We start from the raw sequence: 15,079 nt of genomic DNA on the forward strand, positions 1-15,079 counted from the left end.
AGCACACCCTCCCCATGAGCAGCCTGCCCGAGTCGGCGACGGCGGGCGCCGCTCGCTGACGGGCACTCCTCCGGACGGATCGGCCGGCCTCGCCATCGCCGCACTCGTCGTCGGCATCGTCGCGTTCCTCGTCGGCCTCGTGCCGGTCTTCGGAGCACTCGTCGGGATCGCCGCCGTCGTCCTGGGCATCCTCGCCCTCCGCCGCGGTCAGTCGAAGGCGATGTCGATCACCGGCGTCGTCCTCGGCGGTCTGGCCGTCCTCGCCTCGCTCCTGACGACGATCGGCTTCGGAGCCGCCGTGAACTCCGCCTCGAGCGACCGCCCGGCGGCCGTGATCGTCGAGTCGTCCGAGCCCACGACCGCTCCCGTCGTGCCGGCCACAGAGGAGGCGGAGGTCGTCGAGACGGCGGAGCCCGCACCCGTCGAGACGGCGGAGCCCGCACCCGTCGAGACGGTCGCCCCTGCCCCGGCGCCTGTCGAGACGGCGGCTGCTGCGCAGGTCTCGCCCGAGTTCTCCTCGGCACTCATCAAGGCGCAGAGCTACTCCGAGATGCTCCACATGAGCAAGGCGGGCCTGTACGGCCAGCTCACCTCCGAGTACGGGGAGCAGTTCTCACCCGAGGCCGCGCAGTACGCGGTGGACACCGTCTCCGCAGACTGGAACGCCAACGCGCTGGCGAAGGCCAAGGACTACCAGGCCCAGATGGCGATGGCGCCGGAGGCCATCCGCGACCAGCTGACCAGCGAGTACGGGGAGCAGTTCACGAGCGACGAGGCCGACTACGCCATCGCGCACCTGAACGACTAGTCCCACTCGGACCGTCGCGGCACTGCGCGGCCACTGAGCAGGTCCTCCCGGAGCGCGCCGCCGTCCGTCGCCCCCGACCCGGGCGACGGAGGGCGGCGGACCACCGGAGCCGGTTCAGGCCAGGACGGCGAGGGTGACGGGGAGCGCCTCGCTCCACCTGCCGGTCAGCCGCTCCTCGCCCTCGAGGAACGGCGGCGCGAGGACCCGCGCGAGGACGAGAGTCAGACCGTCGGCCGAGGTCGCGGTGGTCCGTGCGTCGCTGCGGACGAGCACCGTCGACGGCGGCCCGGACGCTCCGGCGCCTGATCCGCTGCCCTGCACCGTCGCGGTCGGCGGGCGGACGATGCGCTGCCCGTCCTCCTCGAAATGCTGCTCGACCTCCCGGGCGCCGGTGCGGATCGCCGTGGCGAAGGCGGCGATCGCGACGGGGTCGCCGGCACCGTCGTAGACCCAGCGACGACCGAGGACGGTGTGCTCGACGGTCGCGAGGAGATGCGCGTCACCGCCGGCGAGAGGCGAGCCGCGGTAGGTCAGCGGCACCTGGAGCGGCGGCTGCCCGGACGACTGGACGATCAGCGTCTCCACTCCCACCTCGCCATCGGGGTCGTCGAACCGGTAGGCGCCGAGCTGCGTGAATCCGCCGCCCTCGCACCAGGGCTGCGTCGGCGCCCATGCCTCCACGATCTCGAGCTTCCCGGGGGTGATCGTCGAACGGTGCAGAAGGGCCATGCACCGAGAGTAGAGCCGGCCGATCCGTCCGGAGGAGTGCCCGTCAGCGAGCGGCGCCCGCCGTCGCCGACTCGGGCAGGCTGCTCATGGGGAGGGTGTGCTAGCCCTTGAGCGCCGAGATCCAGACGGTGGTCGGGGCGACGGCGGCGAAGTTCGAGTTGAGCAGCGCCATCAGCGTGGTGTGCAGGGAGTGCGCGTCGATGGAGCCGGCGTCGTTCGAGATCGCGATCGCGCCCGTCGCGTCCGAGAGGACCTCGGCGCGGAGCCCGTGCGTCTCGGCCTCGGCGGCCGAGGCGAGGATGCAGTTGTTGGTCATGTAGCCGACGAGGGTGATCGTGTCGACGTCGTGCTCGCGGAGCCAGTCGAGCAGGTCGGTCCCCGCGAAGACCGTGCCGAACTGCTTCGTGACGTTCTTCCACGAGTCCGAGCGGCGCTTCTCGATCTCCGGGTGCAGGGCGAAGGACGGACCCGACGGGTCGAAGATCGGCGCTCCCTCGCCCGCGCTGTGCTGGACGACGGCGATCGGGAGGCCCGCCGCGGCGGCGGAGTCGAGGGCGGCGGCGATCCTCGGCAGCGACTGCGCGTGCGGCGGGTACTGGATCTCGAGCGGACCGCTGAAGTACTCCTGCTGCACGTCGACGAGGATCAGTGCGCGGCGCGGTGTGGTCATGAGGGGCTCCCATCGGTGGCGGACGTCCCCGATCCTCCCGCCCGGGGCTGGGAGCGGCGGTCAGCCACGCGGCCCGCGACCCGGTCGTGGGCGCAGGCCCACACCTCCTCGTGCTCGAGCGGAGTGAGGACGCCGGCGTCGAGCAGCCGGTCGGCCCGCCGCAGCGCGGCCGCGATCGCCGCCTGCTCGGCGACGGCGGGGGAGTCGACTTCCGCGATCACGAGCCGGCGGGCGCAGGCCCGGCGGAGGCGGCGGGTCGAGCGGGCCGAGAAGAGCAGGAGCGACGCGGTCGGCAGGGCGAGCGCGGCCAGCAGGAGGAGCGGCAGCCGGTCGAGCACGAGCGTCCCGACGGCGCCGGCGGCCGTCACGGCAACGACCAGCTGCGGACCGGCCGCGTGCAGGCGGAGGCGCCTCCGCTCCTCGACGGAGGTGCCGGGCGCGAAGACGACGAGCTCGCTCCGGACGACGCCGTACCGGCTCGCGCCGACGGTGTGGCGGCCCCAGCGGGGGCCGGCGTCGAGGAGGCGGAGGAGCAGGTGCACGAGCGCCATCGTCGCCCCGCGACGGCGGGTGGGAGGGGATCCTGACGGAACGCGGACGCGTACCGGGCCGATCCGCACGGTCCGCTCGCGCGCCGCTCACGATGCCCTCACGACCCCCTCACGACGCGGGATCGCGCGTCGACGTCCCTCCCCAGCCGATTACCCGTGAGGAAAGCGTGAGGATCCGCTCATTCCGGGCGGGCGCGCTCCTCACGGCGAGTAGAAACATCCAGTGACCTCTTCCGTCGTCCGTGGCAACCCCGACGCCCTCGAACCTTCCCCCCTCTCCTCCGCGCGCGCGGGCGGGGTGAAGGCGTGGCTCCTCGAGGGCCTCCGCGACGACTCCGGAGCGCACCCCGGCCCCCACGCGGCCACCGGCAAGACGCACTCGTGGTGGCGCGTCATGTGCCTCACCGGCGTCGACTACTTCTCGACCCTCGGCTACCAGCCGGCCATCGCGGCGCTCGCCGCGGGCCTCGTCTCTCCGCTCGCGACGATCGTCCTGGTGGTGCTGACCCTCCTCGGCGCGCTCCCCGTCTACCGCCGCGTGGCCCGCGAGAGCTTCCGCGGCGAGGGGTCGATCGCGATGCTCGAGCGCCTGCTGCCCTGGTGGGGCGGCAAGCTCTTCGTGCTCGTGCTGCTGGGGTTCGCGGCCACCGACTTCATGATCACGATCACCCTCTCGGCGGCCGACGCGACGGCGCACGCGGTCGAGAACCCGTTCGCCCCCGCCTGGTTCCACGGGGCGGAGGTGCCGCTCACGCTGGGGCTGATCGCCCTGCTGGGGATCGTGTTCCTGCGCGGGTTCCGCGAGGCCATCTCGATCGCGGTCGTGCTCGTGGCCGTGTTCCTCCTGCTCAACGCGATCGTGATCGCCGTGGCGATCGGGCACGTGGCCGAGAACCCCGTCGTCATCGGCGACTGGTGGTCGGCGCTCACGACCCAGCACGGGAATCCGCTGATCATGGTCGGCATCGCGCTCATCGTGTTCCCCAAGCTCGCGCTCGGGCTCTCCGGCTTCGAGACCGGGGTCGCGGTCATGCCGCAGATCCGCGGCGACGCGGGCGACACCGAGGACGCCCCCGTCGGCCGCATCCGCGGGGCGAAGCGGCTGCTCATCACCGCCGCCGTCACGATGTCGGCGTTCCTCATCACCTCGAGCTTCGTCACCACGCTGCTCATCCCGCAGGCGCAGTTCCAGCCGGGCGGCGAGGCCAACGGCCGCGCGCTGGCCTACCTCGCGCACGAGTACCTCGGCGAGGGCTTCGGCACGGTCTACGACGTCGCGACGATCTGCATCCTCTGGTTCGCGGGCGCCTCCGCGCTGGCCGGCCTGCTCAACATCGTCCCGCGCTACCTGCCCCGCTACGGCATGGCTCCGCAGTGGGCCGGCGCCGTCCGTCCGCTCGTGCTGGTCTTCACCGTCGTCGCCTTCGTCATCACGATCCTCTTCCGCGCCGACGTCGACGCGCAGGGCGGGGCCTACGCGACCGGCGTGCTGGTGCTGATCACCTCCGCGTCCGTCGCCGTGTTCCTCTCGGCGAAGCGCAGGAAGCAGCGCAAGCGCGCCGTGGGCTTCGCGGTCATCGCGCTGGTCTTCGTCTACACGACGGTCGTGAACGTGGTCGAGAGGCCCGACGGCGTGCGGATCGCGGCGGTCTTCATCGTCGGCATCCTCGCGGTCTCGCTCGTCTCGCGGGTGCACCGCTCGTTCCAGCTGCGCGCCACCTCAGTGGTGTTCGACGCCGCCGCGATCGACTTCCTCACCACGGACGCCGACGACTACGGCGTGATCCGCATCCTCGCGAACGAGCCCGACGACGGTTCCGAGGCGGAGTACCGGGACAAGCTGGCGGAGGAGCAGCGCGACAGCAACCTGCCGATGCGCGGCCCGGTGCTCTTCCTCGAGGTGCACACCACCGACTCCTCCGACTTCGAGGAGGACCTGGTCGTGCAGGGCCGCGTCTGCCACGGCTTCCGCGTGCTGACGGTGACCAGCGGCAACATCCCGAACACCATCGCCACGGTGCTGCTCGAGATCCGCGACCTCACCGGCGTGATCCCGGACGTCTACTTCGAGTGGACCGAGGGCGGCCCCATCTCGAACATGTTCCGCTTCCTCATCACCGGCACCGGCGAGGTCGCCCCCGTCACCCGCGAGGTCCTCCGCCGCGCGGAGTCCCGCCGGGACCGCCGGCCGGGCGTGCACGTGGGCTGACGCCTGCTGCGCGGCGGGGGAGTGGCGGCGCGGAGGTGCCGCTCCTGCTGCGGGATGGCGCCGAGACGCCGCTCCGTCATCGAGACACCGCTGCAGGAGCGGTGCGTCGGCGGAGGAGGCGGCGTCCCGGCGCGCGGCGGCCCCGTAGCGTGGGCGCGGGCACCCGTCGGGGCGCCGACACCGACGAACGGACGACGATGACCCTCGAGGACCAGCGCGCGCACATCCTGACCGGCGCCGTGTACGACGACATGACCCCCGAGCTGGTCGCCGCGCGCGAGCGGGCGGTCCTCGCCTCGAACGCGTACAACGCGAGCTTCGGGCGTCCCCCGGTCGAGCGGGAGGCTCTGCTCCGCGAGCTCGTCGCCTCGGTGGGCGCGGACGCGCACCTCGAGCCGACGTTCCGCTGCGAGTTCGGGTTCAACATCACGATCGGCGACCGCTTCTACGCGAACTTCGACTGCATCCTGCTCGACGGCGCCCCCATCACGATCGGCGACGACGTGCTGTTCGGCCCCCGCGTCGCGATCTACACGTCGAACCACGCCCTCGACCCGGCCGAGCGCGCCGCCGGCGCCTGCACCGCGAAGCCGGTCGTCGTCGGCGACGGCGTCTGGATCGGCGGCGGCGTCACGATCAACCAGGGCGTCACCATCGGCGACGGGGCCGTGATCGGCTCGGGCAGCGTCGTCACCCGCGACGTCCCTCCGCTCACCATCGCGGCCGGCGTCCCCGCCCGCGTCCTCCGCTCGATCACCCCCGACGACCGGACCGGCTACCGCCCGGCCCACTGACGGCGGCCCACGCCGGCCCCGAGACGCCGGCTCCGAGACGCCTCGGAACGGCTCCCGGCCTCGCGGCGATCCGCCCTCAGGACTTCACGGTCGACAGGGGCTCGGTGATGCTCTCGAGGCTGCGGCGCTCGGCGTCCACGCCGAAGATCAGGGCGATCACGCCGCCGAGGATCATCACGGCGGCGCCGACGAAGTAGCCGATCGTCAGCGGACCGCGGTCGCTGCCGTCGCCGATCAGGGCGCCGTAGAGGGCGGGGGCGACCGCCCCGGCGATCTGGCCGAGGGTGAAGAAGTACGAGATCGCCTGGCTGCGCAGCTCGAGGGGGAAGATCTCGCTCACGGTGAGGTAGGCGCTCGAGGCTCCGGCGGAGGCGAAGAAGAACGACACGCACCAGAGGATCGTCTGCGTGGTCGCGGTCAGGACGTCCATGCTGAAGAGGACCGCCGAGACGGCCAGGACCGCTCCCGAGACACCGTAGGTGAGGAAGATCATCTTCCGCCGGCCCCACACGTCGAACAGGTGGCCGAGCACCAGCGGCCCGACGAGGTTGCCGATCGCGAACGGGAAGAAGAAGTACGAGATCGCGCTCTGCTCGACTCCGTAGAAGTTCTCGAGCACCAGCGCGTAGGTGAAGAAGATCGCGTTGTAGAGGAACGACTGGGTGATCATCATCGTCGCGCCCACCAGCGTCCGCTTCGGGTACTGCCGCAGCAGCACCCGGGCGATGGTGCGGAACGGGATGCTCTCCGTCGCCTTCACGGTGATCGCCTTCGCGTCGTCGACCGGCTCGAGCACGCCGCCCTCGGCCTCCACCCGGCGCTCGATCTCGTCGACGGTGCGCTCCGCCTCCTCCTCGCGGCCGTGCGTCATCAGCCAGCGGGGGCTCTCAGGGATGTGGCGGCGGAGGTAGATGATCGCCAGTCCGAGGATCGGGCCGAGGAAGAAGCCGAGGCGCCAGCCGACGTTCTCGGCGAAGAGCGCGTCGTTCAGGAAGAACAGGTTGGCCGCGGAACCCAGAGCCGCGCCGCCCCAGTACGTGCCGTTGATCGCGATGTCGACGCGGCCGCGGTACTTGGAGGGGATGAGCTCGTCGATCGCGGAGTTGATCGCCGCGTACTCGCCGCCGATCCCCATGCCCGCGAAGAAGCGGAACACGGCGAGGAAGACGTAGTTCGGCGCGAGCCCCGCCAGGCCGCTGGCGACCAGGTAGATGACGAGCGTCAGGATGAACAGCTTGCGCCGCCCGAGCTTGTCGCTCAGCCGCCCGAAGATCAGGGCGCCCGCGATCTGGCCGCACAGGTAGATCGTGCCGAGCAGGCCGACCTCGAAGGCCGAGAGCCCGAACTCCTTCGCGAAGCCGGCGGAGGCGACGATCTGGATCTCGAGTCCGTCCAGCACCCACGAGAAGCCGAGGCCGACGACGATCGACCAGTGGAAGCGGGTCCAGGGGAGCCTGTCGATGCGGGCGGGCACGAGGCTCCGGACCGGGCCGCGCGGACTGGTGGATGTCGACATGGCGAGCGCCTTCCTGTCGCCCCGGCGTCGTTGCGGAGGAACGCTGTCCCGAGCGCGGCGAGACGACACTAGACCCGCGGGCGGCTCCATATCGCCGGGCTATTCACCCCTTGTCACGGACCGCCGAGCGGGTGTATCCCGGGCATCGGTGCCCACCCGGAGGCGGAGCGAGGCGCGGTGGACGCGAGCCCGGATCCGTTCCGCGGGGCCTGACACCGCCCGCCTCCTCGGCCTAGCGTGGAGGTATGATCGACGCGACGCCCGCGGGCACCCCCACCTACGTCCTCAGCGAGGGGCCCGTCTGGGATCCGGACACCGCCCGCCTCACCTGGGTCGACATCGAGGCCGGCGCGGTCCTGTCCGCCCCCGTCACCGCGGAGGGGATCGGAGCGATCTCGCGCACCGACGTCGGCGAGCAGGTCGGCGCCGCGCTGCCCCTGGGCGACGGGCGGACGCTCGTCGCGCTGACCCGACGGCTCGCGATCCTGGAGGTCGACGGCTCCCTCACGCGCGGCTCCGAGCTGCTGCCGGAGGGTCACCGCTTCAACGACGGCACGATCGACCCGCAGGGGCGCCTCCTGGTCGGCTCGCTGACCCTCGGCGAGTCGGCGGGCGACGACGTCCTGCTGCGCATCGAGCACGACGGATCCGTCACCGTGCTCGACGACGACCTGCGGCTCTCGAACGGACTCGGCTTCTCGCCGGACGGCTCTGTGCTGTACTCGGCCGACACCGAGTCGGGCGTGATCCACCGCCGCTCCTACGCGGACGCCGAGCACGGCCCGCGCGAGCTGTTCGTCGAGCTCGAGGAGGGCGTGTTCGCCGACGGACTGACCGTGGACGCCGACGGCCGCGTGTGGGTCGCGGTCTGGGGCGGGAGCGGCGTTCGGGTGTTCGAGGCCGACGGCAGCCCGGTCGAGGGCGAGGGCATCAGGATCGACGCCCCGCACTCCTCCAGCATCGCCTTCGCGGGCGAGGACCTGGACATCGCGGTCGTCACCTCCGCATCACGCGACCTCTCGGCGGACGAGCGGGCGCGTCATCCGCACGCCGGCGGACTGTGGATCGCGCAGCCCGGAGCCCGCGGCCGCGCCGCCACGCGCTGGGTGGAGGGCCCTCTGCCCTAGGCGCGGCCGGTCGCCCGCCAGACGGCGGGCGCCGTCGGCGGGCTCGGCTCCGACGCGGGCTGCGGCACGAGGGTCAGCCGCGAGATGCGGTAGCGGTCCGTCTCGGCCACGCGGAGCAGGTGGTCGCCGACGAGCACGGAGTCGCCCACGACGGCCACACGGCCGATCCGGTCGAGGACGAAGCCGCCGACCGTCTCGTACGGACCCTCGGGCAGCTCGATGCCCAGCTGCTCCGCCAGGTCCTCGAGGATCATCCCGCCGTCGACGTCGTGCAGCTGCTCGGCCGCCTTCGCGTCGACCGCCTGGCGGGCGCCGTCGTACTCGTCGTAGATCTCGCCGACGAGCTCCTCGAGCAGGTCCTCCAGCGTGATGATGCCGTCGGTTCCCCCGTACTCGTCGATGACGACGGCGATCTGGTGGCCGTCCTGGCGCATGGTGCGCAGGGCCGCGAGCACCTTCGTCGTGCCGGGGACCGCGAGGATCGGGCGGGTGATGTCGGCGACGCTGCTCGCGGTGCCGGCGCGACCCGCCTCCGGGAACGCGGACATCAGGTCGCGCACGTGGACGAAGCCGAGCACGTCGTCGAAGTCGTCGCCGACCACCGGGTAGCGCGAGTGCGGCTGGTCGAGGACCGCCGCGTAGCCCTCGGCCACGCTGAGCGCGCCGCGGAGGAAGTCGACGTCCGGGCGCGGGCGCATCACCTCGGCGACGCGGCGGTCGTCCGCGCGGAAGATGTCGGTGAGCAGCCGGCGGCTGTCCTCGTGGATCTCGGTGTTGCTGGAGATCATGTCGCGCACCTCGTCGGCCGAGACGCTCTCGCCCTTCTCGCGCGGGTCGGCGCCGAGGAGGCGGACGACGGCGTCGGTCGAGACGGACAGCAGCCAGATCACGGGGCGCATCAGGCGCGCGAGGGCGTTGAGCGGGGGCGCGAGGGCCTTGGTGAACGCGACGGACTTCTGCATCGCCAGGCGCTTGGGGACCAGCTCGCCCAGCACCAGGGAGAGGTACGCGATGACGAGGGTCATCAGGATCAGGGCGACGGTCGAGGCGGCGGAGGCCGAGAGGCCGAGCGACTGCAGCGGCGGCACGAGGTCGGGCGCGATGGTCGAAGCACCGTACGCCGAGGAGAAGAAGCCGGCGAGCGTGACGCCGATCTGGACCGCGGAGAGGAACATGTTGGGATTGCGGACGAGCTCGGCGATGCGCCGGCCGCGCTCGCTGCCGGCCTCGATCGCGCGGACCTGGCTCTCGCGGAGGCTGACGATGGCCATCTCGGTGCCCGCGAAGACGCCTCCGAGGAGGACGAACAGCACGACGAGGCCGATGTTGAGGAGGGTGTCGAGATCCACGCCGACCAGAGTAGGGATGCCGGCCGTGAGAACGCCTCGTGGACTCTCAGGGAGCGGGGGCGGGCGGGACGACGCCCCGCCCGCCCGCTCAGGACGCGTCGGCCGGGCGCACGCCGATCGTGAGGATGAGGTTCGCGTAGATGCGGCGGTCGCCCGAGGCGATGGTGAGCGCGACGTCGGGGGTGCGCGCCTCGGCGTAGAAGGCGTGCCGCTCGAGCGAGGTGAAGGGGACGCCGTCGAGGGACCGGCGGAAGGAGTCCTGCGCGGGGACGTCGATGCCGGGCGCGGGGGTCATGACCGTCGCCTCCTCGACGACGATCGCCGAGAGCAGGGCGTCGAGGATCTCGTCGACGGTCAGCATGTCGGGCCGGAGGTTCAGGTGCACCAGGGCGGAGTTCGGTCCGAGCGTGGTGCCGACGGGGTAGTTGCCGTCGGCGATGAGGACGCGGGAGCCGTGGCCCGCGCGGGCGAGCGCGTGCAGGATCTCGGGGTGGAGGAGGGTCGTGGTCAGCAAGAGGAGCTCCTAGAGGTCGTGGAGGTGGGCGACGGACGAGCCGGCGAGCAGGCGGCCGGGGAGCCTCCGCTCCTGGGGACCGGGCTGCTCCGCCCCGGAGTCGAGGCGGAGGCGGACGAGGGCGGCGGCCTCGGCGGCGATCGCCTCCGTCGGCTGGGCGATCGTGGTCAGGTGCGGGCGGACCACGCGGGCCAGCTCGACGTTGTCGAAGCCGACGACGGAGAGGTCCGTCGGCACGCGCAGTCCGGAGTCGCCGAGGGCGATCAGGGCGCCGACCGTCAGCTCGCGATTGCTCGCGAACAGGGCGGTCGGCCGGGGGCTCAGGGCGAGGATCCGCTCGACGGCGGCGACTCCGCTCTCGACCGTCAGCGGGCCGCGCACCACGGCGTCGGCGGCGGGGTGGACGCCGCGCTCGGCCAGTGCGGCGAGGAAGCCGGCGGTCCGCTCCCGGGTGGAGGACACTCCGTCCTCCCCGCCGAGCACCGCGATCGAGCGGTGGCCGTGGTCGAGGAGGTGGCGGGCGGCGGAGGCGCCGGCGCCCGCGTTGTCGAGCGCGACGCGATCGGTGACCAGTGCGTCGTCGATCCAGTCGACGGCCACCACGGGGGTGCCCTGCTCGGAGGCGCGGCGCAGCGCGTCGACGTCGCCCGCGGACGGCACCGCCACGATCCCGTCGACCATCTTCTCGAGCAGCAGGTCGACCGCGGCTCCCGGCTCGGGGCGGCTCACGCCGACCAGCACGCCGATGCCCTCTCCGCGCAGGGCCCGCTCGAGGCCCGCGATGATCGAGAGGTGGAACTCGTTGTCGAGGGCGGGCAGCAGCACTCCGACCGTGCGGGAGCGCCGCGAGCGCAGGCCTCGAGCGAAGCCGTTGACGCGGAAGCCGACCTCGGCGGCCGCCGCCTCGATCGCCGCCCGGTTCTCGGGGCGCACGGGGAGCCCGTTGTAGTGCTTCGAGATGGTCGAGAGCGAGAGGCCGGTCAGCCGCTGCAGGTCCTTGTAGGTGGCCACGTCACAGGGTGGCGCGGGGCGAGCCGTAGCCGCTCCAGCCCGGGATCGTGCCGTCGGCGTCCCACAGGTCGAGCCAGCCGGTGCTGCCGGGCCAGAGGAAGACCTGGCCCTTGATCAGCCGGTTGTTGCGCTCGGCGCCGCGCAGCGCCTCCTGCTCCTCGGCCGTGAGCACCAGGGAGGCGGCGGCCAGGTTCGCCTCGATCTGCTCCGGCTTCACCGCGAACGGGATCGGGATCTGGCCGCGGTTCACCGCCCAGGCGAGGCACACGACGGCCGGATGCACGCCCCGCTCCTCGGCGATCGCCCGCACCGCGGGGTGCTCGATGTCGACGATGTCGCCCTCCACCCGGTCGCGCTCCGGCCGCGACGGCGAGCCCAGCGGCGAGTAGCCGATCGGCTGGATGCGGTGGTCGAGGCAGAAGCGGAACAGCTCCGGCTGCTGGAAGCAGGGGTGCAGCTCCATCTCGTTCAGCTGCGGGGCGATGCGGACGTCGGCGAGGATCCGCTCGAGCTTGGGGATGGTGACGTTGGAGGTGCCGAGGTGCCGGACGAGGCCCCGGTCGACCATGCTCTCGAGCGCGCGCCAGGTCTCGAGGAACGCCTCGTGGACGAACGGGCGGGCGTGCGGATCGCGAGCGTCGGTCTCGGCGTGCGGCGGGTGGTGGTTCGGGAAGGGCCAGTGCACGAAGACGGCGTCGAGCACGTCGAGGCCGAGGTCGGCGAGCGAGCGCTCGACGGAGGCGACGGCCGCCGCGGGCTCGTGCGCGTCGTTCCAGATCTTCGACATGACGAAGAGCTCGTCGCGGTCGACTCCGGAGTCGGCGATCGCCCGGCCGACGCGCGGCTCGTTGCCGTAGACGGTGGCGCAGTCGAGGAGGCGGAAGCCGGCGCGGAGGGAGTGCTCGACCGCGAGGCCGACGGTCTCGGCGTCGTAGCGGTCGGAGCCGAACGTCCCGGCGCCGATCGCGGGGATGCGGCTGCCGCTCGCGAGGACGCGGTGGCTCGGCGGAGTGGGGGCCATGCGGATCCTCCTGGTGCGGCGGCGGGAGCGAAACGTTGCGCTTCACGGTAGGCGGGGGAGGGCGGTGACGTCAACGATGCCGTGGACTGGTGTGCGTAACGTTTCGTGCGGTGGGTGCTTTCGTCCTCCGTTCCTGCCCCGCCCCCCTCGAAACGCCAATAGTTGTCGCACTCGCGCGCGACTGCGACGACTACTGGACTCTCGAGCCGCGCGCTCGGCTCGCTCGCGCGAGAACGCAGGAGCCGCCGCACTCGAGGTCGACTGCGACGACTCCTGGACTGTCGAGAAGAGCCCCGCCCCTCCGCTCACACCAGCCGGCGCGACTCCTCCGTGACCACGCGGAACCAGCGCGCGCCGTAGCCGCCGAGGGGCACCGACACGGCGCCGTCTTCGCCGAGCGGGAGCGACTCGCCGCCGAGGGAGTCGACCAGCCGCGCCCCGGCGGGGGTGTCGGGGAGCGTCAGGTGCGCCGTGCGCGGGTTCGACGCCAGGTTGTGCACCGCGACGGTCGTGCCGGTCGACGCGGACATCCGGTGCGCGAGCACGCTCGGCTCGTCGCAGGGGAGGTGCGTGTACTCGCCCCAGCCGATCTCCGGCGACCGCCGGTACAGCCAGGCGAGGCCCTTCACGTGGGCCAGGAGGGAGTCCGGATCCTGGAGCTGCGCGGCCGCGTTCACGTGCTCGGGTCCGAAGCCGCCGCCGGGAGGGGCGGCGATCAGGTCGGAAGCGTCGGCACGCGAGAACCCGCCGTTGGCGGCGCTGCTCCACTGCATCGGGGTCCGCACGGCGCTGCGGCCCGGGATGTCGGCGTTCTCGCCCATCCCGATCTCCTCGCCGTAGTAGAGCACCGGGGTCCCGGGCAGCGAGAAGACCAGGCTGTGGACCAGGCGGACGCGGCGCGGGTCGCCGTCGACCATCGGCGGGAGGCGGCGGACGATGCCGCGCCCGTGGATCCGCTGCGACTGCTCCGGAGCGAACGCCGCGAAGACCTCGTCGCGCTCGTCGTCGCTCAGCTGGTCGAGGGTGAGCTCGTCGTGGTTGCGCGCGAAGTTCGCCCACTGACTGCCGACGGAGATCTCGGGGCGGCTCGCGAGCGCCTCGACGAGCGGCGCCGCCTCCTCGCGGGCCAGCGCGAGGTAGAGGCGCTGGTTGCCGATGAAGTCGAACTGCATCGACAGCTCGTCCGCGTCCTCGCCGCCGAAGAAGCCGAGCTGCTCCTCGCGGGTCACGTTGACCTCGCCCAGCAGCATCGCCTCGCCGGAGCGCCGCGAGACGAAGCGGCGCAGCAGGCGCAGCCACTCGTGCTCGTCGCGTTCGCCGGGCTCAATCAGGTAGGGCACCGCGTCGACCCGGAAGCCGTCGACGCCCAGCTGCAGCCAGAACCCGATGAGCTTCGCGATCTCGTCGCGCACGGCCGGGTTCTCGGTGTTGAGGTCGGGCTGGTGCCGGTAGAAGTGGTGCAGGTAGTACTGGCCCGCCTCCTCGTCGCGGAACCAGACGCCGTCCTCCGCGTCCGGGAACACGTTCGCGGGCTGATCGGCGGGCGGCTCGTCGCGCCAGAGGTAGTAGTCGCGGTACGGGCTGTCGGGGGAGGAGCGGGCGGCCTGGAACCAGGGGTGCTGGTCCGAGGTGTGGTTGACGACGAGGTCGACGATCACGCGCATCCCGCGGTCGTGGGCGGTCCGGATCACCTCGACGACGTCGCCGTGGTGCCCGAAGCGCTCGTCCACTCCGTAGAAGTCGCTGATGTCGTAGCCGTTGTCGCGGCCGGGGGACCGGTAGAACGGCGCGAGCCAGAGGCAGCTGACGCCGAGCTCGGCCAGGTAGTCGATCCGGTGGACGAGGCCCTCGAGGTCGCCGATGCCGTCGTCGTCCCAGTCCATGAACGTCTTCACGTCGAGGTTGTAGAAGACGGCGGTGCGCCACCACAGGTCGCTCGTGTCGGTGACCCTCATGCGCGGGGCTCCGGGCGGGAGGAGGCGGAGGGTGCGGACGAACAGCTCGGGGCAGTGCGCGAGCGGGTCCTGGGCGTCGAGCGGATGCATGCCCTCACCCTAGGTCGCGGGTGCCGGGCGCGACGCGCGCCGCCGGGGTCCCGGATGCGTGCCGCCGGGGTCCCTGACGGGTGCCGCCGGGGTCCCTGACGGGTGCTGCCGGGGCCCCTGACGCCGCTCGGACGCCGCCCACTGTCCAGAAGTCGTCGCACTCGGCGTCGACTGCGACAACTCTTGAGCACTCGCGAGCCCTCACCGGAGCCTCCCCCACTGTCCAGAACTTGTCGCACTCGGCGTCGACTGCGACAACTCCTGAGCACTCGCGAGCCCTCACCCGGAGCCCCTCCCCCCACTGTCCAGAAGTCGTCGCACTCGGCGTCGACTGCGACAACTCCTGAGCACTCGCGGACCCGCGCACTCGAGCCGGTCGCCACTGCTCCGAAGTCGCCGTACTCGCGCTCCAGTACGGCCGCTTCCGCGTGGTCGCGAGCCGCCGGGCCTGTCCCAGCGGTCGTCGCCGAGTGCGCAGAAGTTGTCGCACTCGAGCTCGAGTGCGACAACTCCTGGACAGTCGCGGGAGCCGGAGGAGAACGGAGCGGGAGCCGGAGGAGAACGGAGCGGGAGCCGGAGGAGAACGGACCTCGAGCCGGCGAGCGCCCCCGCACCCGCGAGCACGGCCGCGCACCTGGGAAGTCAACGGGCGGACGCCGCGTCGCGGCACCAGGGCTCGCTCGCGCAGCCGGTGCAGGGCTGGATGGGCGTCGCCGACATGTTCGAGATGGGACC

At 72.3% G+C, this 15,079-nt stretch carries 13 protein-coding genes; 4 read left to right on the plus strand and 9 right to left on the minus strand.

Annotated features, from left to right (window positions below; genetic code table 11):
* Window positions 1–808 (plus strand): Ltp family lipoprotein (locus C5D04_RS15795; RefSeq protein ID WP_308471772.1); only part of this gene is annotated, 808 nt, incomplete at its 5' end.
* A gap of 114 nt (window positions 809–922) precedes the next feature.
* Here C5D04_RS15795 and C5D04_RS15800 read toward each other — a convergent pair.
* From C5D04_RS15800 to C5D04_RS15810, 3 genes are all read right to left on the minus strand, one after another.
* Window positions 923–1,537 (minus strand): hypothetical protein, encoded by a 615-nt coding sequence (locus tag C5D04_RS15800; RefSeq protein ID WP_104347994.1) that lies wholly within the window; start codon window positions 1,535–1,537, stop codon window positions 923–925.
* Between the two features lie 100 nt (window positions 1,538–1,637).
* Window positions 1,638–2,207, minus strand: a complete 570-nt coding sequence (locus C5D04_RS15805) for an isochorismatase family protein (protein ID WP_104347995.1) — start codon at window positions 2,205–2,207, stop codon at window positions 1,638–1,640.
* Window positions 2,204–2,749 carry a DUF6611 family protein gene (locus tag C5D04_RS15810; protein ID WP_181137734.1) on the minus strand — a complete coding sequence of 182 codons (546 nt, stop codon included), beginning with the start codon at window positions 2,747–2,749 and terminating at the stop codon, window positions 2,204–2,206. The genes C5D04_RS15805 and C5D04_RS15810 overlap by 4 nt, the downstream gene beginning before the upstream one ends.
* A gap of 232 nt (window positions 2,750–2,981) precedes the next feature.
* On the opposite strand from C5D04_RS15810, the gene C5D04_RS15815 reads away from it, so the two are divergent.
* On the plus strand, window positions 2,982–4,967 hold the full coding sequence (locus C5D04_RS15815) for an amino acid permease (RefSeq protein ID WP_104347997.1): 1,986 nt from the start codon (window positions 2,982–2,984) through the stop codon (window positions 4,965–4,967).
* Between the two features lie 197 nt (window positions 4,968–5,164).
* A complete protein-coding gene (locus tag C5D04_RS15820) occupies window positions 5,165–5,761 on the plus strand; it encodes a sugar O-acetyltransferase (RefSeq protein ID WP_104258293.1) in 597 nt (198 codons plus the stop codon).
* A 76-nt stretch (window positions 5,762–5,837) separates the two neighbouring features.
* On the opposite strand, the gene C5D04_RS15825 is transcribed toward C5D04_RS15820, so the two are convergent.
* A complete protein-coding gene (locus C5D04_RS15825) occupies window positions 5,838–7,277 on the minus strand; it encodes an MFS transporter (protein WP_104225083.1) in 1,440 nt (479 codons plus the stop codon).
* 245 nt (window positions 7,278–7,522) lie between these two features.
* On the opposite strand from C5D04_RS15825, the gene C5D04_RS15830 reads away from it, so the two are divergent.
* A complete protein-coding gene (locus tag C5D04_RS15830) occupies window positions 7,523–8,404 on the plus strand; it encodes an SMP-30/gluconolactonase/LRE family protein (protein WP_104258287.1) in 882 nt (293 codons plus the stop codon).
* Here C5D04_RS15830 and C5D04_RS15835 read toward each other — a convergent pair.
* The 5 genes from C5D04_RS15835 to C5D04_RS15855 all read right to left on the minus strand — a co-directional run bounded on the left by C5D04_RS15835 (window position 8,401) and on the right by C5D04_RS15855 (window position 14,254).
* On the minus strand, window positions 8,401–9,753 hold the full coding sequence (locus tag C5D04_RS15835; protein ID WP_104347998.1) for a hemolysin family protein: 1,353 nt from the start codon (window positions 9,751–9,753) through the stop codon (window positions 8,401–8,403). The genes C5D04_RS15830 and C5D04_RS15835 overlap by 4 nt on opposite strands.
* Window positions 9,754–9,841: 88 nt before the next feature.
* Entirely contained in the window at window positions 9,842–10,267 is a 426-nt protein-coding gene (locus tag C5D04_RS15840; RefSeq protein WP_104269762.1) for an RbsD/FucU family protein, read from the minus strand.
* Between the two features lie 9 nt (window positions 10,268–10,276).
* A complete protein-coding gene (locus C5D04_RS15845; protein WP_104261685.1) occupies window positions 10,277–11,278 on the minus strand; it encodes a LacI family DNA-binding transcriptional regulator in 1,002 nt (333 codons plus the stop codon).
* A 1-nt stretch (window position 11,279) separates the two neighbouring features.
* Window positions 11,280–12,299 (minus strand): aldo/keto reductase, encoded by a 1,020-nt coding sequence (locus tag C5D04_RS15850; protein ID WP_104347999.1) that lies wholly within the window; start codon window positions 12,297–12,299, stop codon window positions 11,280–11,282.
* Window positions 12,300–12,604: 305 nt separating this feature from the next.
* On the minus strand, window positions 12,605–14,254 hold the full coding sequence (locus C5D04_RS15855) for an alpha-amylase family protein (protein WP_104348001.1): 1,650 nt from the start codon (window positions 14,252–14,254) through the stop codon (window positions 12,605–12,607).
* Window positions 14,255–15,079 lie beyond the last annotated feature (825 nt).

Origin of the sequence: Rathayibacter sp. AY1D2, from assembly GCF_002932695.1 — a bacterium.
In the GTDB taxonomy this organism is placed as follows: domain Bacteria; phylum Actinomycetota; class Actinomycetes; order Actinomycetales; family Microbacteriaceae; genus Rathayibacter.

Bases quoted from the DNA above. Each gene is read 5' to 3' on its own strand.
- C5D04_RS15855 (WP_104348001.1), bottom strand. From the start codon at position 14,254: ATGAGGGTCACCGACACGAGCGACCTGTGGTGGCGCACCGCCGTCTTC.
- C5D04_RS15825 (WP_104225083.1), bottom strand. From the start codon at position 7,277: ATGTCGACATCCACCAGTCCGCGCGGCCCGGTCCGGAGCCTCGTGCCC.
- C5D04_RS15820 (WP_104258293.1), top strand. From the start codon at position 5,165: ATGACCCTCGAGGACCAGCGCGCGCACATCCTGACCGGCGCCGTGTAC.
- C5D04_RS15800 (WP_104347994.1), bottom strand. From the start codon at position 1,537: ATGGCCCTTCTGCACCGTTCGACGATCACCCCCGGGAAGCTCGAGATC.
- C5D04_RS15805 (WP_104347995.1), bottom strand. From the start codon at position 2,207: ATGACCACACCGCGCCGCGCACTGATCCTCGTCGACGTGCAGCAGGAG.
- C5D04_RS15850 (WP_104347999.1), bottom strand. From the start codon at position 12,299: ATGGCCCCCACTCCGCCGAGCCACCGCGTCCTCGCGAGCGGCAGCCGC.
- C5D04_RS15830 (WP_104258287.1), top strand. From the start codon at position 7,523: ATGATCGACGCGACGCCCGCGGGCACCCCCACCTACGTCCTCAGCGAG.